Consider the following 21,309-nt stretch of genomic DNA (forward strand, 5'->3'; position numbering starts at 1 on the left):
GCGCCGATCATGCGCCTAACTCAGGAGATTTCGATGAAAGCCTATCAGATCGGCGCGCAGGACGGCATCGACGCCCTCGTCGCGACCACCCGGCCCGAGCCCGTCGCTGGCCCCGGCGAAGCACTGGTCGCACCGCGTCTCGTCGGACTCATCAGTCGCGACGTGCAACTGTTGCGCGGCACCTATGGTCCCCGCCAGCCCGAGACTCGCATCCCGATGTCCGAAGGCGTCGGCGAGGTCGTCGCGATCGGGGAGGGCGTGACCGAAGTCGCAATCGGCGACCGCGTCGTCTGCGGCCATTTCGCAAGCTGGATCGACGGCGCGTTCCGATCGGACGTCTTCGCGCACGATATCGGCATCACGCACGACGGCTGGCTGGCCGAGCGCGTCGTCCTGCCCGCAGCGGCGCTCATCCGCGTGCCCGATGCATTGGCCGACGCAGACGTCGCCGGACTCGCGTCGGCGGCGCTGACGGCCTGGAACGCGTTGGTCGAGATCTGTCACGTAAAGGCTGGCGACACCGTCCTGTGCCTCGGCACCGGCAGCGTCTCGCTTGCCGCGCTGAAGATCGCCAAGGCACGCGGCGCGCGGGTTGCGATCACCTCGTCCCACGATGCGAAACTCGAGACTGCACGCGCGTTCGGCGCGGACATCACGATCAACTACCGAACGTCGCCCGATTGGGCGGCCGAGGTCATCGCGCAGACCGAGGGCAAGGGTGCCGACATCGTGATCGAAACCGGCGGCGTCGATACGCTGGGCCAGTCGGTCGCAGCGGCGGCGGCCAACGCGCGGATTATCGTTGTCGGCGTGTCGCCGGGCGAGGGGCCGGCGATCCCCGACTATCTGTCGCTCATCATCAAGAACGTGACGATCCGTGGCATCGCCAACGGCAGCCGCGCGATGTTCGTCGATCTGCTCAACGCGATGGTGGCAAACGGCATGACGACGGTCGTCGACCGGACTTTCGCGTTCGACGATGCGCCGGACGCTGTCCGCTACTTCGCCGCTGCCGGCCATTTCGGCAAGGTGATGATCGCGTTCTGACCGCGCCCGCCCGATGGCATGCGAATGCTGGCGAAAGCGTCCCCCTGTCCATTCGACCCCGCGCGCTCGTGCCGCGGATCGGCGGGCCGCAGCGTGTCACCGTGCGCGTTGGCGATATGATAGATGATCGCGCCGGATTCGAAGAGCAGCAGTCGCCTTCTCATAGGTTGGAATCTGACCGAAAGGCTGACGCCTCCGGTGCGACGCCTGCTCTTGCTCGTCCTACTCCAGGTAGATCACGTCATAGGATCGGCCGACCTCTTGGAGCGCCAGCGGACATAGAGGTCGCGGACCTGTCCCTTAGCAAAATCGGGAACTAGCCTCATGCGGCGATGGTGCGATGCCTCGGAAAACTCCCGTTGCGCTTCTGACCGGTTCATTGCAGCGACGGCGATAGTCGACTTAAACTGAACCGCGCCCCGTCGCTGACGCTATGGGTTCAAGCGGCGCTCATTGATCGCGCGCCGGGCAGAAATAACGCGATCGCCATACAGCATTGCCAAGGATCGATGGACGGCTTTGGAGCACATGTCCTTCGCCAGGGCCGACGCCTGCCGCTCGGCTTGTTCGCGCTTCTTGCTGTACTCGAGATCGTAATCTTGAACGTTAGGCATGGCAGGCACTCGGCACTGCGGGCGGAAGCTGATCCCAGCTCTCTATCGTCACCGTGCTCGCGGCAAGGGTGATGGCGATGCCGCAGCATACGCTTTTGCGGCTCGGGGAGATACCCCGTTCGTGCCGTCCGGCTCGTGGACTGTTCCGACTGGCGCGTAACAGGTCGAAGGCCATGTCGGTGAAGCCTGCGGCCCTTATGTCAGAGCTCAGCCCAAATGAGGTGTGTCAGCATGTCACGATCGACCAGCCCCTTGTTCGTGGATGCCGTGATCGATTGCATGGGCGAGGGTAGGGCGCCCACCCCCTGAGGAAATGATGATCGTCGCGCAGCGCATCTGGTCCGACGGCGCGGCTTACCGCTCTGCATTCTCGTGGAACAGCTTGTCGGTATCTTCGCCCGATCGCCTCTGCTCGATGCTGGCAGCCGGCCTCGCCTTGCACGGCTCGCGATGACCCGGCGATGGCCGCAGACGTCATCTTCCAGCGTGACCTGCACCGCCTCGTCGAGATCAACCGTCCCGCCGATCTGGCCACACGAATTGGCAAGATGGTTCTGCTTGTCGATCGCTGCGCCTTCAACCTACAGAAAGACGCCCTTTGCCTAGTTCGTGAGCAGAGCGGTCGCTTTGCGCAGCATCGCCGGGAGGCCGGGAACTGTGCAATCCCTTGGCCCAGTTGTCGCTAAAATTGATCGCGTTGACCTGGATCACCTGCTCGGGAAATGCATCAGGCTGGTCGCCGATAGGACGAGGCCAGGGTCTCTGGTCGCAAACACTGCCGCCGCGTTGATACGGTCGTACCCGCGCTTCGCGTTGACCTATCGGATGCCGGACGCAGCGGCGGTCGGTGTCGCGAGGTAGCGATCCAGGAACTGCTGGTGCGTGGGCATACCCGCGACCGCGTCCGCGATGGTGCTGCGGATGTTGGTCAATACGCTGGCGAGTTGCGAGCCACTCATGATGCTGCCCAGGCGGTGGTAGTCGCGCGGGGTCAGGCGCTGGCCGAGCATTACCTGCACCCAACTGGCGACGCGGAAGAGATCCTCACCGCCCTGATAGGCCTGCGCGCCTTCGGTGAACAGCGCGATGCGCTCTACGAGCGTGTCCGGGATGGGCATGTCCCGGCGCGCCGCCCAGAACGGCTCGGGACGTTCGTTGAGGTGATAATGGAGGATGATGAAGTCGCGGACGCGTTCCAGCTCGGCCTGCGCCTGATCGTTGAACCGCGTTACCAGCGAGGGTGCGATCCCGCCGAACGGGAAGGTCTGCATCAGCCGCATGAGGCCGGTCATGACCAGATGGATGCTGGTCGATTCGAGCGGCTCGACGAACCCGCCGGCAAGGCTGAGCGCGACGCAGTTGCCCATCCATACCTGTCGCCGACGACCGGTGCGGAACCGGATCAGCCGCGGCTCGGTAAGCGGCGCACCGCCAATGGTGCCGAGCAGCCGGGCATGCGCCTCGTCGTCGGACAGATGATCGCTGGCATAGACCAGTCCGTTGCCGACGCGGTGCTGCAGCGGAATGCGCCAGCGCCAGCCCGCGTCGTGCGCGATCGCGCGCGTGTACGGGTGCGCCGGGCCGGTCGCGGCAGACTGCACGGCCAGCGCGCTGTTGGTGGGCAGCCAGTGCGACCAGTCCTCGTAGCCCGCGCCGTAAGTGCCCTCGATCAGCAGCCCGCGAAAGCCGGTGCAGTCGAGGAACAGGTCGCCCTCGACGCGCTCGCCCGAATCGAGGACGAGCGCGCGAATGAAGCCCGTCTCGCCATCGCGATCGACGCTGGCGATCCGTCCCTCGATCCGTTTCAGCCCGTTCGCCTCGCTGCGCGCGCGCAGGAAGCGGGCATAAAGACCGGCGTCGAGATGATAGGCGTAGTTGATCTGGCCCTCGGAGGGGAGCGCGAACCGCTCCGCCTTGGCCGCCTGAAGCTCGAGGCAATAGTCGCCGATCTCGCTCGAATCGCCGGCGGCTTTGGCGGCAAGCCAGAAATGGTGAAAGTCGCCCATCCAGGTCGATTTGCCGATGTCGCCGAACGAATGGATGTAGCGATCGCCGTCGCGCGCCCAGTTCTCGAACGAAATGCCGAGCTTGAACGTCGCCTGCGTCGCGCGCATGAACTCGCGCTCGTCCAGTCCCAGGATCGTGTGGAACGCGCGCATCGTCGGGATCGTCGCCTCGCCGACGCCGATGGTGCCGATCTCTTCGGACTCGATCAGCGTGATGTCGAGCAACTGGCCCAATTGCCGCGTCAAGGCGGCGGCGGCGAGCCAGCCCGCGGTGCCACCGCCGGCAATGACCACTTTCCTGATGCGCTGCTCGACCATGATCGGTTCCTATCGGTTGATGCGCTGGAGGATCTTGGCGCGCAATCGCCGCGCCGACAGCGTATCGAGCGGTGCCAGTTCGCCTTGTGCGTGGTCGGGCAGGTGCGCGCGGGCCTGGTCCGCGGGGCCGAAGACATAATGATCGAACATCGCGCGCCACGCCTGCTTCTCGTGATCGGGCCGGTCGCGCAGCGACAACAGGCCGTGGAGCAGCGTGTTCATCGGCGTGTCCATGAACCGCGGCACCGCGTTCCACCAATAGTTGATCATCACGTTGAACGCGTCCAGCGCCTCGACATTATGCCACCACAAAGCCGGATAGAGCAGCAAATCGCCGGGCTCGAGTTCGGCGACCTCGGCCTGCGCCAGCGCTTCGGCAAAGCGCGGGTACCGGTCGAGATCGGGTGCGCGGAGATCGACCATGCTGACCACCTGTCCGGCCGGCGTCGGCTCCAACGGCCCGGGGTAGAGGTTGGCGACCTGCTCCGGCGGGAACAGCGTGAAGCGTCGTCGGCCGACCATGCAGCACGCCAGATTGTTCGACATGTCGTAATGCGTCGCGGCGGTAGTACGGTTGCCGATCCAGATGCTGACCAGCGGCGGGGTCTCGACGAGCTGCGGATCGCCGAACGGCAACGCCGCCTGCGCGCGAAGGCGGGGCAGATACAGATCGATGTCGGTCGAGCCGATATAGATGGCGGGCGCATCCGGATCGTCGAGGCTGGCGAGGATCTGGTCGAGATAGCCGGAAAGCGAACCGCTCTCCCGTCTGAAGTTCAGCCCGGTGCAATCGTCTGAATAGCCGAAGCGGCCGCCGATCGCGGGATCGCCCAGATACGCGGTGACGGGTCGACCACCGTCGAACTGCTTGAGCCACATCATCGCGGGCTCAGCGCCATCACGCCCGACGGCGACCAGCGGCAGATCGCGCGCGATCCCGCGCAGGATCACCGGGCGGCCGTCGGCGATCAAATCGGCAACGGGCACGCTGGCCGCGCTCGCCGCCTCGATCACACGCGTGCGGCGCATGAGACCTGCCACGCTCACCCGATCTGGCTCAGCAGCGGTTGCTTGCGGGCGATCAACTGCTGGATGTTGCCGAGCGACGCGGCGGCGAGGATGGCAAGACGCAGTACGCCCGATCGGTGCAGCCGTTCGAGCGGTTCCCCCGTCAGGGCCGCGAGATGTTCGATGTCGACGACCAGCACGTCGGGAATGGTATAGCGGCGCTCTTCGCTGACATCGACGGTGAGCGTTACCGACGTGAGAAGGCCAGCCTCGTCGAGCGCGGCATAGGCAGCCGGCGCAGTCTCGATGCCCTCGTACAGCAGGCGCAGCACGCTGGTGATATGATCGAGATACGGTGTGCTGCCGCCATGTTCGAGGAACAGCGGCAGGCCGGCATCATCGCCGACCCGTGGGTCGTCTAGATCGACATGCAGCATCGGCTCGCCGACGTCGTCACCGGAAGGCCTGACCACCCCGATCGAGAAGGGGCCGCGCTGATGATTGGCGGGCACATAACGGCTGGTCCAATAGTCGCCGGCGAGGAACAGGTTCTCGTCGCGGTCGAGCCCCAGCAGGGCATAGGCCTGCAATCCTTCGTCGCGACGGCGGAATATCATGGCGAATTCGCGCTGCACCTCCTCGAACTCGGCGGGGAATATCAGCGTCTGATTGGTGGCATCGCCGAATGCGGCGCCCGCCCGCGGGCTGATGCGCAAATCGGCATGGTCGATATTGTTGATCTGTACGGGGTTCATCCGCTCCGTCCTGTTGTTGCGTCAGGTCTATCAGCGCGATGGCGACGGACAAAGGAAAAGGCCACCGCACGGCTCGGCGGCGGCCTTTTCATACTGGTGCGGGAGTGGACCCAGATCCACTCCCGTTTTCCTCAGAACCGGTAGCGCGCGCCGAGGTAGAAGCGCGGCTTGAGTTCCTGGACATAGACCAGGTTCGTCTCGGTACGGGCATATTGCCGGAACGGCTCGCTGGTCAGATTGACGGCTTCGAGCGACACCGAGAAGGTCTTCGTGACGTCGTAGCTTATGCTGCCATCGAGCGTACCGAACGCCGCCGTGAACAGCGGGTTGCGATTGTCGCCCTGGTTCGTGGCCGCAAGATACTTGTCGCGCCAGTTGTACGAGACGCGGGCCGATATGCCGCCCTTGTCGTAGATCGCCGTCAGGTTGGCACTGTCGCCGAGCCCGGTGAGCGCGAAGATGTTGACGTTCGGGTCGCCGTAGGGATCCACGTTCACGTCACCGCTGACCTTGGTGTACGAAACCGCGAAACCGAAGCCGGATCGACCGAAGAAATTGGTCCAGGCGACTTCGAACCCGTGGATGTTGGCTTCCTTATTGTTGATCGGCTCGCTGATCGCGAAGTTGACGAGCGGATCGGCGGCATCGCCGACGAGATTAACCGCGAGCGCGAGATCGTTGTAGAACGTGCCACGGAACTTGCCCGTGGCGGCGTCGAAGCCGTTCTGGAACGCCGCCGTCGCCGCCGCCTTGTTGCCGGCAGCCTGCTGCAGCAGCGCAGTATAGGCGAACAGGTTTTCGTCGGTCGTGGCGATATTGTTCGACCGGAGATAGTCCAGCGCCGTGCCGGACCGTGAGCCCGGCGCACCCGAACCCGGATCGCGCAAGCCGAACAGGTTGCCGTTGGTCACCGTATTGCCGACGAAGTTGCGTACGTTCTTGTTGAAGAAGCCCGCCGAGATAAAGCTGGTCGGCTTGTAGTACCATTCGACCGACACATCGAAATTGTCCGAAACCAGCGGCAACAGCGCCGGATTCTGCCGGTTGGCCGGCGCCGATCCAGAGCCCAGCGCGGTTGGACGGGTAGGGGCGTTGGCCGTCACGGAAGCGAACAGGCTGCCATAATCCGCGCGGGCGAGTGTCCGGCTGAACGACGTGCGCGCGATCAGATTGTCGACCACCTCGATATTGAAGTCGAGCGACGGCAGCAGATTGTCGTACTTCGACTTGACGTTGACCGCGCCGCCAGCCGCACCGCCGAGGACGGCGAAGTCGTTATCCGACTGCCATTCCAACGCGCTCGGGATCGTCTGAAGCGCCAGAGAATTGACCCGGGTCCGTTCGTAGCGTGCGCCGATCAGGGCATTGGCCCGGCGCCCGCCGATCTCGCCATGCCACGCCATCTGACCGTAAACCGCCCAGGTCTTTTCCCCAACGGTGTTGTCCGACGACCCTATCAGCACCCGTTCACGCCCCGGGACATTCTGATAATATGGCGAGAAGACGTTGAGCAGATCGACCGCATCCCCCCGGAACGCTACCAACGCCGAGCCGGTCGAGTTTGGATTGTACTTGTCGAACTTGCACGTCAGGCAATAGGTGCTGACGAGGTCGCCCGCGAGCCTGTCGACGATACCGGTATCCGTGATGCCCCAGTCGCCGAGAAGTTGTTGCGTGTTGGAACTCGTCGAGTGGATCTTGGCATCGACATAGTTGGTGCCGAGCACGAACCGGCTCTCGTTGCCCAGGTCCCAGCCCAATTCTCCGTTGAACTGGTTGATCCTCGACTCCTGCTTCGAGAAGATCTCGCGCGCGATCTGGGTGCCGAGATCGCCGCTGTCGAGCAGGTTGTTGCAATTGCCGCCGCGGCCGCCGTTGGTCGCGTTGCAATCGTTGAGCGTTTCCGACTGCTGCGGGAAGCCGTTAGAGAAATCGACCTTATGCGTTGCGCGCACCGGCGCGCCGATCGAGATCGTCGTCGCCGACGTACCGTTCGCATTGTCCGGATTGGTGGTCGACTTCGAGTGGTTCGCGTCGAGCTTCAGCGACAGCACGTCGGTGAAGTTCCACTTCAGGTTGCCGCCGACCGAATAGAGCTCGGTTTTGGTCGCGAACCGCTGCTGCTCGTACCCCTTGTCGGCCTGCTTGGCCTCCGCCAGGATGATCGCGGACTGCATCTGCTTGTTGTCGTCGAACGTGATGTCGCTGAACGGACGCTGGAACCAGTTGGTCTGCTCGCTGCGCTCGTCGCTCAGCTTGTTGCGGGCATACAGGCCGTCGACGGTGATCTCCAACCGGTCGGTCGGCTTGAACTGGATGTTGGCCTGGCCGTTGAGGCGCTCGCGACGGTTCTCCGAGAACTGATAGCGGCTGTCGTTCGGGATCTGCACGTACGGCGTCGTGGGACGGTTCGTGATGTTGGTGGTCGGGGTTATGTACGTTGAGGTATTGAGGAAATTATTGAGCGGAACGATGTTCCAATAATTCGGATTGGACTGGACCGACGCCGATTCACGCAGCTGATAGCTGCCGAACAGGTTGATACCAAAGGTTTCGTTGGGATTCTTCCAGTTGATCAGGCCCGAAAGCTCAGGCGTGACCTTCTTGAGATTGGCCTCGGCCTTCTCGACCGAGCTGTCGTACAGCGCCTTGGCGCCGATCGACCCCGAGAAGCCGTCCTCGCGTGCGTCCAGCGGCCGGCGGGTGACGACGTTGATCGCCGCGCCGATGCCGCCCGACGGGATGTTGGCACGGCCGGTCTTGTAGACCTCCAGCGTGGCGACGCCTTCGGATGCCAGATTCTGGAAATCGAACGAGCGGCCGGTGCCGACCGCGAAGGCGTTGCCGGTGCTGGTATCGATGCTGGTCGACGCCAGCTGGCGACCGTTCAGCGTCACGAGGTTAAAGCCGCCGCTGAACCCGCGGACCGCGACCTGCGAGCCTTCGCCGTTGGCGCGGGTGATCGACACGCCGGTGATCCGCTGGAGCGACTCCGCCAGGTTGGTATCGGGGAACTTGCCGATATCCTCGGCCGAGATGGCGTCGACGACGCCCGCGGAATTCCGCTTGATGCCGATCGCGCGGTCCAGGCTGGCGCGGATGCCGGTGACGACGATCTCGTCGGTCGTGCCGTCTTCGAGCGTGCCAGCCGCGGGCGCCGCGTCGGGCACGGTCTGCGTGCCAGTCTGCTGCGCGTTGGTAGTCTGGGCACTCTGGTCCGCCGGAGCGGTAGCTGTCTGCGCGCCGGCAACGCTCGACGCCGCCATGCCTGCCACGACCGCGATAGTAGATACCGAATGCGCGAGCGCGCGCGGAAACTTGATCATAAACCCTCCCCTATTCCCGGCCGCCCTGTTCAGGCCGGAGTGCACACGGTCGTTGCCGCATATGATAGGGCTACCATTCGGAGAGGTGGTGTCAACGGTAGAGCGTTACTTATTTCGCGTGAAATAACCGGATCCGTTACACTATCATGTGCAATTCTAGTGGTTTAGTCGGCCCTTCTCCAAGGCGCTCTAGCAAATCGAATACGGTATTCTTTGGATGAAGCCTCTATATCCGCTAGTTGTGATATAATAGAGACTGTTGTTGTGCCGTATGGGTAAGTTGGGGAAGGACGTGATTCCTCAATTACGGACTAGCCTGACGCGCGGATGGGGCAGAAAATCTGTCGTTTTATCGATGTGCTTCAAATTGAACAGTTGAGGCTCGTGGGCAATGCTCAACTACAATGTTGCACTGCGGTAGTCGTTAACGTTGTGCTTGGAAGGAATGATGGTCGCATATGCGTGCTGAAGATTCGCAGTGCGGATCAGCACGGTGATAGCGATACATCAATAAAACGGCGGCATTGCGGGGTTAAACCGAAATCGCGAAGGTGGGGAGGCAGTATCCTGCGTACCCCTCAGCAGTCCGAACCGCGCATACAGCAGGTTTGCGTGTGTGCATTCCGGGTGGGCATCGTATCGCGGGAGACGTAGGCCTGTGCTCAATAAAAGAAGGTCGCGAAGGAGAGGCAGATGGTTCGCGTGTTGGTCATTGGGTATGCGCCTGACGCAGTCGATTTCACCGATCCGGCCATTCCGCCCGGCCCGACGGAAGCCCGTGTGGCGGAAGGTATCGGACGAGACGCGCAATCGATGCGAGATCGCGGTTGGGAAGCCGTGCATCTTCCGATCCGCGCGGATGGAAGCTTGCGTCACGACATTGCGGACTGTCTGGCACGCGAGACGTTCGATTGTATCGTGATCGGCGCCGGGGTCCGCATGACGACCAAGCATGTCGCCGCGTTCGAACAGGCTATCGATGCCGTTCGGCGAGGCGCGCCGCAAACCCCGATTGCATTCAACGCGAGCCCGGATAGTAGCGGCGAAGCGGCTGCCCGGTGGTTGGGCTAAGCCTCTTCTCGATGTGACGCAGGCCGTTGAACAGCTTGCTCAGCTCATGCTCCACCGTAGCGTTCGGTCTTGATCATGGCGGTATCGAGGCCGGCCAGCAGCGCGCCCTCCGTCGCGATGTTGACGAAGCCGTTGGACCCGCAGACGAAGACGTGTGTGGGTTTTCGGTCAAGCCGAGCCACGATCTCCTGGACCATGGCGCTGTCGATCCGTCGTCCGAAGTCCGATGCGCGGCGCGGGTCTTCGCGCGTGATCGCCAGTGCCAGGACGAATGCCGCGTCGCCGATCTCGGCGGCATGAAGCTCTTCCGAAAAGAGTACGTCTTCGGCTGTCCGCGCGGACAGGAGCAGCGCCGTCGGTACCGCCGGAGTCTGTGTGCGGCGCTGTCGGATCATGGCCATCAACGGCACCACGCCGGAGCCTGCGCCGATCAGCAATACTGCGTCCGCGGCAGGGGCTGGCCACAGGAAATGGCCGCCGAGTGGACCACGTAGCTCGATGGCGTCGCCGATCGTCGCGACGTCGTGAAAATATGACGAAACCTCGCCGTCCGGCAGGCGCTCGATCGCGAGCTCGATGATTGGGGAGGAGGCCGCCGCCGATGCGATCGAGTAGCTGCGCATCGCACGATAGCCGTCGGGCGCGGTCAGCCGGACGTCGACGTGCTGCCCCGCGATGGGCGCGAACGGTTTGCTCGCCCGCAGGAAGACGCTCTTGATACTCGGGGTCTGCTGGACGATCGCCTCGATCACGCACGACTGCCACGACACGGTTTGCGCGCCGCGCTCAATCATTGGTGTATCGCTGCTCGCGCCACGGATCGCCGTAGATGTGGTAGCCATGCCCCTCCCAAAAACCGGGCTCGTCGCGCGTCGTGAATTGCAGCGCATTCACCCATTTGGCGGACTTCCAGAAATAGAGATGCGGGACCAGCAGACGCGCCGGCCCTCCGTGGTCGCGCGGCAGCGGCTCGCCTGCATAGTTGAGGGCGACCATCGCCTTGCCGGAGAGAAGGTCTGCCAGCGGGACGTTGGTCGAATATTTATCGTAGCAATGCGCCAACACGAAATCGGTGGGTGGATCGAGCCCTGCGTCGGCGAGGATGTCTTCGATGAGGACGCCCTCCCAGGCGGTATCGAGCTTCGACCACGAGGTGACGCAGTGGATGTCTCGCGTCACCTTGGTCTTCGGCAGGGCATTGAATTCGCTCCAATTCCAGACTTTGACGGGCTTCGGACCGATCTTGACGGTGAATTTCCAGTCGGCAGGTTCAACGTGCGGCGTGGGCCCGGCTGACAGGACGGGGAAATCCTCGACGAGGTGCTGACCCGGCGGAATCCGGCTGGCCTTGTCGCCATCCAAGCCGCGACCGGTGAATCCTCTGGTGACCATGCGAATTCCTTTGCTCATGACGAAAGACGATCGGCGGCTTCATTCCGGAATGCCGTGTGCGATCCTTGCTCGCGTGGCTGCCGAACAGACCGATTGGCCGAAGTCCGAAAGACCGATCATCCGTCGGAATAATCTAACGCACTTCGACGCGCTCGCTTTATCATACGCTATCCATAGCGGCATGTGGATCGTGTTTTCCAATGCGCTATCACTATAGTTTCTATAGCTTTGCAATGGTGTTTCATGAACCTCTCGTTGATTTGAGGCCTAGGTCTGAAAAAAATGCCATAGTATCGCAGACGCTAACAATAGCTCGTGCTCCTCTAATCTCCGCTGAGCGACTACCCGTGCAAGCTATTGAAACGATGCGCGGTCGCTATTTTTAATTCATGAACCATGAATCTATAGTCCGTGACGGCAAAATGGAGATCCCGGCGTGGTCAGACAGTGCGAAGATTTGACTGACCGATATTTTAGGCCGCAGCAAATTGGAGCCGCCGATCGTCGACCATCCCCAGCCGCTTGCGCCGCACATTGCAGGGCTCGGCATCGGCCCGCCCAGGTTCGTCTTTCCGATCACGCATATGCGCTGATCCTAAATGGCGCCGCTGGCCTATCGCCCGCGGATGATCGCGGTCGGAGGCGGCTATCCGATCCTCGAGGAGGGCAAGTTGAGCGGCGGGATCGGCATCTCGGGCGGCACCTATGAGGAGGATCAGGATGCCTGCGTCGAGGCACTCGAGAAAATCGGGTTCGAGCTACCGGCGTGACAGTCGTCATAACGCAAGGAGCCACGGCTCGAACCGGAGGATAAGATGAGCATGACCGAACGCCAGGCGCCTGAATTGCGGGTACGGGAGTGGATTGGCGGGGATGGCGCAAGCATCGCGCCGGTTGCGCTGTCGGACCTCGGCACGGGGCCGAAGATCCTGTTTGCCTTCCAGCATTGGTGCCGCGGATGCCATGTGCACGGCTTTCCGACGCTCCAAAAACTGTATGGCGCATTGAGCCCGAAGGGGGTGGGGTTTGCGGTGATCCAGACCGTCTTCGAGGGCGCGGACGAGAACACATTCGATATGTTGCGCGTGAACCAGCTCAAATATGACCTTCCCCTCGCTTTCGGTCACGATGAACCACCGACCGGGCAGGCTCTGCCGACCTTCATGGAAGACTACCGCACGCGAGGAACACCCTGGTTCACGGTGATCGATGCGGGCGGCCATATCGTCTTCTCGGATTTCCATCTCGATGCGGACACGCTCATCGCGGACTTGAGTCAAGCATAGCTTATGCAGCGAGGGCTCATCCTGACTGCTAGATTTAGGCGGTTCTGACCGTGCCGCTTGCGATCAGGAAATCTCATGCCAGACGCAGCGCACGCCGGTATCGTGTTCAGCCACGCGATCTACGTGCTTGGCCACGGCCTCCTTTGCGGCATCGAAGGGACCAAGATCCGTGCCCACAAGTCGGAGCGACAAGCTATCGCCATCGGCTGTCATGATAAGCTGGCCGCCGGGAAGCTCGATCTCCGCAGTCAGCGCATCGTAGCGAACCGGATAGGTGTGCACCCACGCCTTGGCGATCTCGGTCAGATAGCGGCTGCTATCGATTGTGGCGATGCGTGCTTCGGCTTCGAACATGAAGGGCTCCCGTAGACAGTGTGCTTCGATGAAAATCGTGAAATTTCTTGAGATGTTCGCCGCGTCACAGATCCAAGGCGGATCACGCTATGATCGCCGTTACCCTGATTTCGATGCGCATGGTGGGAAGCCCCAGCGCCTCTACCCCCAATTGCGTCCAGATCGGCGCGCGGTCGGGCACGTAGTGGCGGAATAGCCTGGCCATCGTCTCGTTGATGACGGGAGGGAAGCCGCCGACGTGATAGGAATTGACGTGGACGACGTGCCGCCAGGTTGCCCCGGCTGTCGCAAGCGTCCGTTCGACGTTCTCGAACGCCTGCGCGATTTCTTCCTCGATCGATTCCGGAATGACGAGATCGTCGTTCCAGCCGCCTTGTCCGGAAATCTCCACGCGGTCGCCGATGCGCATCGCCTGGGAGTAATGCAGCGCGTCATGCAGGCGCGTCCCGTAGCCGGGGGTGATGAAGAACGACGGTGTCGTCATGAGCTTGCCTTCGATAGAATGAACGGCGTTCGGCACTGGCGCGTCGGTCGGTGGCCGGACCCTATTCCACGTCTTCCACAACGAGGTCGCGGCCGTTGAACTGCACGGTCTCCCCGGCTCGGGCACCTTCGATCGCTTCGAAGATCGGCGCCATCGTGGAAATGCCCATGATGTCACGACCCTGACAGGTGAACCTGCTGGTCGACACCGCGATCGCGAAGTAGCGGCCGGACAGCTTGACGACGGCGCCTTCCTCGACGGTCGACTTGGGGCCGAAATCGATCATCCGGAGCTTGTCGATCTTGTCGGCATAATCGTGCAGCGTGTCGTCGAGCGCTTCGGCGAGGTCGCTGGCGATTTCGGCCTGCGCCAGTTCATCGTTCTCGACCGGTTCGCTTTGATCGACCTTAGCGGTGAAGACATAGTCGAGGTAGTTTCCCCGGGCACTCTGCAGCGCTGCGGTCTCCAGCGAGAGCATCGTGTCTCGGATGTGAGCCTTGTTCCAGTCCATGATGACGTCCTTGCGTTACGGTGCTTTGGTAGTTCAGCGGCATTGTCATCCGGCGACGCTGCTATTCGTCGCTGATGACGTCCTCGCCCTGATAGGGGACGCGGATCAGCCGGGGATCCCGGATGATGCTCGTGACCTGCCAGACATAGTCCTGCTCGGCGGTGTCGAAGCCGAGAATGCTGAAACCGCCACCGAACGGACATGACGGGAAGTCCGGAAAACCCTCGCGCAGAACGTAGCGCTCGGGATCGCGGTGGAACTCGTCCTTGAAGACCTTGCGCAGTCCGTGCTTGGTCGGCGCGTCCCGGTCGCTGGCCGTCATCGTTTCCCGATCCGCGACGAGCCGCTCGGACAGGTCGCCGGGACAGATTTCGTGGAACACGTCGAACGCGTCGATCAACAGGCCACGGTGCCCGGTCGCCGGATCGGTGATCGCGTAGATGTTGGAGGCGTCTTCGCCGTCATCCCCGCTTTCGAGGCGCAGCGCCGCGTCGACGCGAATGGTGCAGGCTTCGATGGTCGATCCGAGTTCGAGATCGACGAGGTTGCTGTCCTTGACGCGGTACTCGTGGTCGTAGCCCTGGGCGACGAACGCCTGCACCGCTTCGAGGACGTCAGTCAGTTGGGATGTCATAGCCACTTGGCCTTCTTGAAGCGCATGAACAGCAGCAGGCAGAACACGGCGATCACGCCGAGCACGATGAAGTATCCGTAGGTCGCGTCCAGCTCCGGCATGTTCTTGAAGTTCATGCCGTATATGCCCGCGATCGCGGTCGGGACCGCGAGTATCGCCGCCCATGCCGCCAGTTGCCGGGTGATCACGCCCATCCGCTGCGCCTCCAAAAGGCTGCTCGCCTCGAAGACCGTGGACAGGACGTGGAGGAGGCCGTCGACCATCGACTGGACGCGGTGGAGATGGTCCGCGACATCGCTGAAATAGGGTGTAACGTCGGCGCTGATGCAGGGGAAATGGCCGCGAACTAGCTTTCCCACCAGTTCCCCCATGGCGCCGAGCGTGCGCTGGAACCGCGTGAGTTCGGACCTCAATTCGAAGATGCGGACGACATCCTCTCGCTCGAGGAAGTCGTCGAGCGACCGTCTCTCCATCGCCAGGACGTCGTCCTCGATCATCTCGAAGATCGGCAGATACTGGTCGACGATGCGGTGCAGGATGGCGTGCAGGACATAGTCGACACCCTTTCGGGACAAGGTGGTCGATCCCTCGAGTTGCGCGCGAAGGTTGCCCAGCGCGCCCGCGGTGCCGTGGCGTACGGTGATGAGATGATTGTGACCGGTGAAGATCGCCATCTTGCCGTAGATGATCCGGTCGCCCACCAGCGCCGCGGTTTGCGCGACGATGTAGAGTTCATCATTGTAGACTTCGAGCTTGGGCGGGCACAGTGGGTGCATCGCGTTGTCGATCGCCAACGGATGAAGGTTGTAGGTCGCCTGGAGCTTGCTGAGTTCGTCGTCGGTGGGCTCGCCGAGCGCGATCCAGCAGAAGCCCGTGCGATCCTCGCCCAATTCGATGCTTTCATCGAGCGCGATCGCCCGGACCCGTTTGCCTTCGTGGTAATAATAGGCGGCGATTACGCTCATGCCGGCTTCGCGGGGATATGCAGTCCGCGCTGCACCGCCGGTCGCGCGAGCGCGCGTTCGAGCCACGCGTGGACGTTCGAATACTCGTCCAGGCCGAGAATAGCCTCAGCAGCGTAGAACGCGCTTAGCGCATTCACCCAGCCGATCGTCGCGATGTCCGCGATCGAATAGTCGTCGACGATCCAGTCGCGGCCTTCCAACTGGCGATCCAGGACCCCGAGGAGGCGCTTGGTCTCGTCGACGAAGCGCTGTCGAGGCCGTTTGTCCTCGAAATCCTTACCGCCAAATCGCAGGAAGAACCCAAGCTGACCGAACATCGGGCCGATCGCCGACATCTGGAAGAAGACCCAGGCAAGCGTCTCGTACCGTCGGGCAGGGTCGACGGGCATGAACTGGCCCGTCTTCTCGGCGAGGTAGAGAAGGATCGCCCCGGATTCCCATAGCGCCAGGGGCTTACCGTCGGGCCCCGCCGGATCGATGATCGCCGGGATGCGGCCGTTGGGATTGAGCGCCACGAACGCAGGGTCCTTCGACTCGTTGTTCGAGATGTCTACGAAATGCGGCTCGTACGCCGCGCCGGTTTCCTCCAGCATGATCGAGACCTTGACGCCGTTGGGGGTGGGCGTGGCGTAGAGCTGGATGCGATCGGGATGCGACGCTGGCCAGCGCTGCGTGATCGGGAAGGACGAGAGGTCGGTCATAATCTGCGATCCTGGTGCTGCGGTCATGGAGGATTGCGGATCAGACCGGCGCCGAATGGTGGTGACGTCTATTCCGCGGCGATCCCGGTCGCGGGGTGCGCATCGTCAGCCGTGTGGCGCTTCGGAAGCACCCAGCCGGGACGCACAAAGTGGCAGGTGTAGCCGTTCGGCCGCGTCTCCAGATAATCCTGATGGTCCGGCTCGGCTTCCCAGAATGCGCCGACCGGCACGACCTCGGTGACCACCTTGCCATTCCACAGCCCGGAGGCATCAACGTCGGCGATCGTGTCCTCGGCAACGCGCTTCTGCGCGTCGTCGACGTAATAGATGCCCGACCGGTAGGAGAGCCCCATGTCGTTGCCCTGGCGGTTCTTGGTGGTGGGATCGTGGATCTGGAAGAAGAATTCGAGGATGGCCCGGTAGCTCGTCACCGCCGGGTCGAAGACGATCTCGATCCCCTCGGCATGCGTGCCGTGGTTGCGATAGGTGGCGTTCGGAATGTCGCCGCCGGTGTAGCCGACGCGGGTCGAGACGATGCCGGGCCGCTTGCGGATCAGATCCTGCATCCCCCAGAAGCACCCGCCCGCGAGAATGGCGCGCTCGTGCATATTAAGCCTCCTCTGCCTGATCGATATATTCGCCGTAGCCTTCGCTCTCCATCTCATCGCGCGGGATGAAGCGAAGCGACGCCGAGTTGATGCAATAGCGCAGGCCACCGCGGTCGGCGGGACCGTCCGGGAACACGTGGCCGAGATGGCTGTCGGCATGCACCGACCTGACCTCGGTCCGAACCGTCCCGTGCGTGGTGTCGCGGACCTCGTTCACGTTTGCGGGCACGATCGGCTTGGTGAAGCTGGGCCAGCCTGAGCCTGACTCGTATTTGTCGGTCGAGGCGAACAGCGGCTCGCCCGATACGACGTCGACGTAGATGCCGGGCTCCTTGTTGCCGTCATACTCTCCGGTGAAGGGCCGTTCGGTACCCGAGTGCTGCGTAACCCGGCGTTGCTCCGGGGTCAGCCGATCGACTGCGTCCTGCGATCTTTCAAACTTCATGATATCACTCAATACTTTTCAAGAGAAACGAAGGATCTGCGTTCAGAAAATAGTATTCTTCATCATGTAGTGTATCGCAGCAACTTCTGGGTTTATCCAATGCGCCGGGCGTATAGTTTCCATACCGCCGATACTGTCCATGCCGTGACTCAATTCCACGCGTACCGGGCTGCCATTTGTGCGATCTTGCGTATTTCGACTGGCGCGGTGGAACCGGAGACCGTCGCGATCACGACTTCGCGCTCCAGGGCGAACCCGTCGATCGGGCGCGTGACGAGGCCGTGCGCCGTGGCCGATCTCTCCGGAAGGATGCATATCGCGTCGCTGTCGGCGACGACCCGCTGCACCCAGTCTTCGCGATCGGATCGAAAGCGGGGCTGCACGAGCACGTCGCGCCGCGCGAAGTGATCGCGGATCTCGGCGCGAAACTCGCATTGCAGGCGATCGACGAACGGAAACCTGACCAGGTCTTCGCCGCGCACGATATCACCGGCAGCCAGGGGATGGTTCGCGGAACAGCCGAGGACGAAGCGTTCGCGGAACAGTGGATGCACGTTCAACTTGAACTCCGGTCGTGTTTCACGCGGCAGGATGCAGGCGTGGTATTTTCCCGAAAGCACCTCCGATGCGTCTTCGTTCGACTGTAGCGAGTGCAGCTTGATCTCGATCGACGGAACTTCCGCCAGCGCGCTTTCGAAAAACGCCGAGAACGCCTTTGGTCCAACCGTGGGCGCGACGCCGACGTCCAATACGCGGTGCCGTCCCATCGCCCAGTTCTCGGAGTGATCGCGGACGCTCCTTACCGCCGCCGCCATGCGCCTGAACTCCGCCTCGACGTCCTGACCAAGGCCGGTGAGGCGGCTGTTCTTCCCGTCGCGGTGGATCAGTTTCCCGCCGAGTTCCTCCTCCAGGCGATGGATCGCGCGGGTCAGACTGGGTTGCGACACGCTACTCAGCCGCGCTGCCGTCGTGAAATTGAGCGTCTCGGCCAAGTTGATGAAGTAGCGGACTTGATTGAGTTCCATAGCCTCGACCCCTCAGCCTGACCGCTTCTTCGTCCTCCGAGCGCGCCGTTGGTAAGAAGCCGGTATAAATATGCTTGAGGCATATAGTTACCGTCCGCAGGCATTGCTATATGCGCCATGCACATAATGCCAGCGTAGGCTCGCGATCGGGCCTCGCGGTCTTGGACAGTCAGCCGGTGGGGGGCTGATGAAAGGCCTTTCTATGAACCGTGAGAAAATCGGCGAGCGTGGTCGGATTTCGCCCCGTCACCTGCGCGACCTCCGTCGTGGTCCTGTCCTCCGCCCCGTGTGCGATCGCGTCATCCATGCGTGCGAGTGCATCCGCATAGTGCTCGGGAATGCCGAACCCGGTGAAGCGGCGAGCAAGCGCGTCCACCGACAACCGGCAATGGCGGACGGGACGCTGGGCCACCGCGGCGATCCGATCCGCAACCTCGTCGTAAGAAAGCGCTTCGGGACCGGTCAGTATCCTTTCTCCCGACCCGAAAATCGGATTGACCAGCGCTTCGACCGCGACCGCTGCGATGTCGGCGGCGTCGATGAACGGCGTGCGCCCATCCTGCGTCGCCGAATAGATGCAGCCTTCATGGACGATCGACGGCAGGTGCTGCGTGACGAAGTTCTGCATGAACCAGCTCGGGCGTAGCACCACCCAATGGGGCGCGTTGGCGTGGAGCCACGCATGAACCTCGCCCATCATCGGACCGCCCTCGGGCAGAGACGAGGCGCTCAACAGCACGAGCTGCGTTACGCCGCGTTCCACCGCCTGCTCCAGCAACGGGCGCATGACGGAGAGGTGATCGGTTCGGTCGGTCGGCGCGACGAGGTAGACCGCGTCCACGCCGTCGAGCGCGGCACGATGCGAGGCGGTATCGCTCCAGTCGAAGCGAACCTGTTCCGGCGAGTTTGTGTTGCGGGTCGCGATACGGGGTTCGACACCGCGGGCCGCAAGCTGTCGTGCGACCAGCGAGCCTGTCTTGCCCGTGCCGCCTGTGACCAGGACCCGGTCAACCATGATCGGTCACTCCTTCGGTGAGGTCAGCAATGGCGGCGCCACCGCGAAGTGCGCGCAGTACCACCAGCGGATTCCAGTAATCGCGATACTGGACGATCCGTCCGGCGTGCGTCCGGATCACCGATATATAGCGCTGGTCGTACGCCTCGCCGGTCGAAACGCCGTGTCCGAAGCCTTCGAACTCCACGATGGTCACGTCGGGGTCGGTCGTAGCGTAAACGGTCGGCTCTCCCATGCCGTCGGAAGCGATCATCTCGCCCAGGCTGTCGAGATGGCGTGCGATGGCCGCCTTGCCCTCCAACCGGGTCGTCAGGCCGGGGGGCGCGTAGGGAAATTCCATCACGCCGTCGTCGGCCATCATGTCGAGGAACGTGGCAGCATCCGCGGCGATGCGATCACCCAATGCCTTTCGCAGCATCGTCGAAAAGCTTTCCACACTGTCTGTCATGCGATAGCTCCAGATCGTCGGAACGGTAGCGTTCCACCGAGATATAAGGACCTGCCGATGGAACGCAACCGTTCCGACGAATCCCGGAAGACCGTTCGCGTTCCGAGCGGCGCAGCGATCATGCGCGGTGACGTGACCGAAGCGTTGACTCGCGTCTTCTTCGACGAATGGGCCCGGATGGGCTATGCGGGGCTGAGCCTGGAACGGGTGGCGCGGACCGCGGGCGTCGGCAAGGCTGCGCTCTACCGCCGCTGGCCGGACAAGGCGTCCATGGCCAGCGACCTGTTGTCGCGGGTCGGGCTGACGATCACCGACGTCGAGGAACGCGGCTCGCTCGAAGCGGATCTGGAAGCCGCGCTGTTCGCGCTGCGCCGCGTGCTGCGTCATCCCAAGGTGCGACGCATCCTGACCGATCTCCACGGCGAGATCGAGCGGACACCGGCACTCGGCGCGGCGATCCGCCCGTTCCAGCGCGCGCGACGCGAGCGGGTCGACGGGCTGATCGACCGGGCGATCGGACGTCGCGAAGTGTCACCGCTGGTGGACCGACAGATGGCGGCCGATCTTATTGCCGCCCCGCTATATTGGCGGCTTGCAGTCGTCGGTGGCCGATCGGATCGCGCCTACATCGAACGGCTTGCTCGGGTCACTGGTGCCGCAATCCGAGCAAGCGAGGCTCGACATGCTTCCTGATGGGGAGGGGCGATCGCTCAGCGTCGAGCGGTGCCGATGACAACCTCCTACGCGTCGTCCTTCGCCTCGCGGTCTACGCCTCGTTCGAACAATTCGGCATCGATGGGGCAGTTCGTGCAGCCTTCGTAGCAGCACAGGCGACAGATGCGGTAGGATTGGTCAAGGTTTTGCAGGCGATCGCGCAGAACGCGTTCGGCGATGTCGGACAGGATTTTCAGATCCTCCGCGGTCAGGATCGACAGGCCTTCGGCAATGACCTGATCGCGCGAGGCGAGGACCGCGTCGCTTGCGATCCTGCCGGCAGGCGTCAGATACAGCGAACGGGTGCGTCCGTCCGTCGAATGCTCGCGACGCTCGATCAGCCTTTCGGCTGCCAAACGATCGACCAGGCGTACGGTCCCCGCATGCGAAAGTCCTACCCCCACTGCCAGCATGCGGATCGAGAGACCGGGCTCGTGCGCGAGCAACGCCAGCGCCGAGGCGGCGGGGCCCGCTTCCGGCGCCTGCGATGCGCTGGCGCGAACGATGTCGTCGCTGATCATGAGGGCGAACGCCCCGAAGACGTTTCGATCGCGCACTGTGTCCATTCCAGCATCTTATGTG

25 protein-coding genes are annotated in these 21,309 nt (G+C 62.8%); 7 read left to right on the top strand and 18 right to left on the bottom strand.

What is annotated here, in order from left to right; all coding sequences use genetic code 11:
* Positions 1 to 33 precede the first annotated feature (33 nt).
* From ASF09_RS05375 to ASF09_RS20570, 3 genes are all read left to right on the top strand, one after another.
* A complete protein-coding gene (locus ASF09_RS05375; protein WP_060525266.1) occupies positions 34 to 1,047 on the top strand; it encodes a zinc-dependent alcohol dehydrogenase family protein in 1,014 nt (337 codons plus the stop codon).
* Positions 1,048 to 1,974: 927 nt separating this feature from the next.
* Complete coding sequence (locus tag ASF09_RS20905; protein ID WP_235529652.1) at positions 1,975 to 2,115, top strand: hypothetical protein; 141 nt, start codon at positions 1,975 to 1,977, stop codon at positions 2,113 to 2,115.
* A gap of 7 nt (positions 2,116 to 2,122) precedes the next feature.
* Positions 2,123 to 2,347: a hypothetical protein gene (locus ASF09_RS20570; protein WP_060525269.1), complete on the top strand. Its 225-nt coding sequence runs from the start codon at positions 2,123 to 2,125 to the stop codon at positions 2,345 to 2,347.
* A gap of 132 nt (positions 2,348 to 2,479) precedes the next feature.
* Here ASF09_RS20570 and ASF09_RS05400 read toward each other — a convergent pair whose 3' ends face one another.
* From ASF09_RS05400 to ASF09_RS05415, 4 genes are all read right to left on the bottom strand, one after another.
* The gene (locus tag ASF09_RS05400; RefSeq protein WP_060525270.1) at positions 2,480 to 3,985 is read right to left on the bottom strand and encodes a tryptophan halogenase family protein; all 1,506 of its coding nucleotides are present in this window, start codon (positions 3,983 to 3,985) and stop codon (positions 2,480 to 2,482) included.
* A gap of 9 nt (positions 3,986 to 3,994) precedes the next feature.
* The gene (locus ASF09_RS05405; protein WP_060525271.1) at positions 3,995 to 5,014 is read right to left on the bottom strand and encodes a cupin-like domain-containing protein; all 1,020 of its coding nucleotides are present in this window, start codon (positions 5,012 to 5,014) and stop codon (positions 3,995 to 3,997) included.
* A 14-nt stretch (positions 5,015 to 5,028) separates the two neighbouring features.
* Positions 5,029 to 5,748 (bottom strand): SapC family protein, encoded by a 720-nt coding sequence (locus ASF09_RS05410; protein ID WP_060525272.1) that lies wholly within the window; start codon positions 5,746 to 5,748, stop codon positions 5,029 to 5,031.
* A gap of 131 nt (positions 5,749 to 5,879) precedes the next feature.
* Positions 5,880 to 9,074 carry a TonB-dependent receptor gene (locus ASF09_RS05415; RefSeq protein WP_082444100.1) on the bottom strand — a complete coding sequence of 1,065 codons (3,195 nt, stop codon included), beginning with the start codon at positions 9,072 to 9,074 and terminating at the stop codon, positions 5,880 to 5,882.
* 693 nt (positions 9,075 to 9,767) lie between these two features.
* Here ASF09_RS05415 and ASF09_RS05420 point away from each other — a divergent pair.
* Positions 9,768 to 10,145, top strand: coding sequence for a hypothetical protein (locus tag ASF09_RS05420; RefSeq protein ID WP_060525273.1), 378 nt, complete (start codon positions 9,768 to 9,770; stop codon positions 10,143 to 10,145).
* A 44-nt stretch (positions 10,146 to 10,189) separates the two neighbouring features.
* Here the strand turns inward: ASF09_RS05420 and ASF09_RS05425 are convergent, their stop codons facing one another.
* Positions 10,190 to 10,939, bottom strand: coding sequence for a ferredoxin reductase (locus ASF09_RS05425; RefSeq protein ID WP_060525274.1), 750 nt, complete (start codon positions 10,937 to 10,939; stop codon positions 10,190 to 10,192).
* Positions 10,932 to 11,555: a sulfite oxidase-like oxidoreductase gene (locus ASF09_RS05430; protein ID WP_235529653.1), complete on the bottom strand. Its 624-nt coding sequence runs from the start codon at positions 11,553 to 11,555 to the stop codon at positions 10,932 to 10,934. Before ASF09_RS05430 ends, ASF09_RS05425 begins: the two co-directional genes overlap by 8 nt.
* Before the next feature lie 608 nt (positions 11,556 to 12,163).
* On the opposite strand from ASF09_RS05430, the gene ASF09_RS19665 reads away from it, so the two are divergent.
* Both ASF09_RS19665 and ASF09_RS05435 read left to right on the top strand, forming a co-directional pair.
* Positions 12,164 to 12,307 (top strand): heme-binding protein, encoded by a 144-nt coding sequence (locus tag ASF09_RS19665; RefSeq protein WP_235529658.1) that lies wholly within the window; start codon positions 12,164 to 12,166, stop codon positions 12,305 to 12,307.
* A gap of 45 nt (positions 12,308 to 12,352) precedes the next feature.
* The gene (locus tag ASF09_RS05435; protein WP_060525276.1) at positions 12,353 to 12,823 is read left to right on the top strand and encodes a TlpA family protein disulfide reductase; all 471 of its coding nucleotides are present in this window, start codon (positions 12,353 to 12,355) and stop codon (positions 12,821 to 12,823) included.
* A 63-nt stretch (positions 12,824 to 12,886) separates the two neighbouring features.
* Here ASF09_RS05435 and ASF09_RS05440 read toward each other — a convergent pair whose 3' ends face one another.
* The 11 genes from ASF09_RS05440 to ASF09_RS05490 all read right to left on the bottom strand — a co-directional run bounded on the left by ASF09_RS05440 (position 12,887) and on the right by ASF09_RS05490 (position 20,013).
* On the bottom strand, positions 12,887 to 13,177 hold the full coding sequence (locus ASF09_RS05440; RefSeq protein ID WP_060525277.1) for a DUF2218 domain-containing protein: 291 nt from the start codon (positions 13,175 to 13,177) through the stop codon (positions 12,887 to 12,889).
* 82 nt (positions 13,178 to 13,259) lie between these two features.
* The gene (locus ASF09_RS05445; RefSeq protein ID WP_235529660.1) at positions 13,260 to 13,697 is read right to left on the bottom strand and encodes a RidA family protein; all 438 of its coding nucleotides are present in this window, start codon (positions 13,695 to 13,697) and stop codon (positions 13,260 to 13,262) included.
* 25 nt (positions 13,698 to 13,722) lie between these two features.
* The gene (locus tag ASF09_RS05450; protein WP_060525278.1) at positions 13,723 to 14,172 is read right to left on the bottom strand and encodes a hypothetical protein; all 450 of its coding nucleotides are present in this window, start codon (positions 14,170 to 14,172) and stop codon (positions 13,723 to 13,725) included.
* A 61-nt stretch (positions 14,173 to 14,233) separates the two neighbouring features.
* Positions 14,234 to 14,806, bottom strand: a complete 573-nt coding sequence (locus ASF09_RS05455) for a hypothetical protein (protein WP_060525279.1) — start codon at positions 14,804 to 14,806, stop codon at positions 14,234 to 14,236.
* Entirely contained in the window at positions 14,803 to 15,771 is a 969-nt protein-coding gene (locus ASF09_RS05460; protein WP_060525280.1) for a magnesium and cobalt transport protein CorA, read from the bottom strand. The genes ASF09_RS05455 and ASF09_RS05460 overlap by 4 nt, the downstream gene beginning before the upstream one ends.
* Positions 15,768 to 16,472, bottom strand: coding sequence for a glutathione S-transferase N-terminal domain-containing protein (locus ASF09_RS05465; RefSeq protein ID WP_060525281.1), 705 nt, complete (start codon positions 16,470 to 16,472; stop codon positions 15,768 to 15,770). Before ASF09_RS05465 ends, ASF09_RS05460 begins: the two co-directional genes overlap by 4 nt.
* 68 nt (positions 16,473 to 16,540) lie before the next feature.
* A complete protein-coding gene (msrA, locus tag ASF09_RS05470; RefSeq protein ID WP_060525282.1) occupies positions 16,541 to 17,080 on the bottom strand; it encodes a peptide-methionine (S)-S-oxide reductase MsrA in 540 nt (179 codons plus the stop codon).
* A 1-nt stretch (position 17,081) separates the two neighbouring features.
* A complete protein-coding gene (gene msrB / locus ASF09_RS05475) occupies positions 17,082 to 17,525 on the bottom strand; it encodes a peptide-methionine (R)-S-oxide reductase MsrB (RefSeq protein WP_060525283.1) in 444 nt (147 codons plus the stop codon).
* 149 nt (positions 17,526 to 17,674) lie between these two features.
* Positions 17,675 to 18,517 (bottom strand): LysR family transcriptional regulator, encoded by an 843-nt coding sequence (locus ASF09_RS05480; protein ID WP_235529662.1) that lies wholly within the window; start codon positions 18,515 to 18,517, stop codon positions 17,675 to 17,677.
* Positions 18,518 to 18,719: 202 nt separating this feature from the next.
* Positions 18,720 to 19,565, bottom strand: a complete 846-nt coding sequence (locus tag ASF09_RS05485; RefSeq protein ID WP_060525285.1) for an NmrA family NAD(P)-binding protein — start codon at positions 19,563 to 19,565, stop codon at positions 18,720 to 18,722.
* Positions 19,558 to 20,013 (bottom strand): nuclear transport factor 2 family protein, encoded by a 456-nt coding sequence (locus tag ASF09_RS05490; protein WP_235529664.1) that lies wholly within the window; start codon positions 20,011 to 20,013, stop codon positions 19,558 to 19,560. The genes ASF09_RS05485 and ASF09_RS05490 overlap by 8 nt, the downstream gene beginning before the upstream one ends.
* Before the next feature lie 57 nt (positions 20,014 to 20,070).
* On the opposite strand from ASF09_RS05490, the gene ASF09_RS05495 reads away from it, so the two are divergent.
* Complete coding sequence (locus ASF09_RS05495; RefSeq protein WP_060525286.1) at positions 20,071 to 20,706, top strand: TetR/AcrR family transcriptional regulator; 636 nt, start codon at positions 20,071 to 20,073, stop codon at positions 20,704 to 20,706.
* A gap of 47 nt (positions 20,707 to 20,753) precedes the next feature.
* On the opposite strand, the gene ASF09_RS05500 is transcribed toward ASF09_RS05495, so the two are convergent.
* Positions 20,754 to 21,248, bottom strand: a complete 495-nt coding sequence (locus ASF09_RS05500) for a MarR family winged helix-turn-helix transcriptional regulator (RefSeq protein WP_156359231.1) — start codon at positions 21,246 to 21,248, stop codon at positions 20,754 to 20,756.
* Positions 21,249 to 21,309 lie beyond the last annotated feature (61 nt).

The organism is Sphingomonas sp. Leaf242 (assembly GCF_001422045.1).
Classification (GTDB): domain Bacteria; phylum Pseudomonadota; class Alphaproteobacteria; order Sphingomonadales; family Sphingomonadaceae; genus Sphingomonas.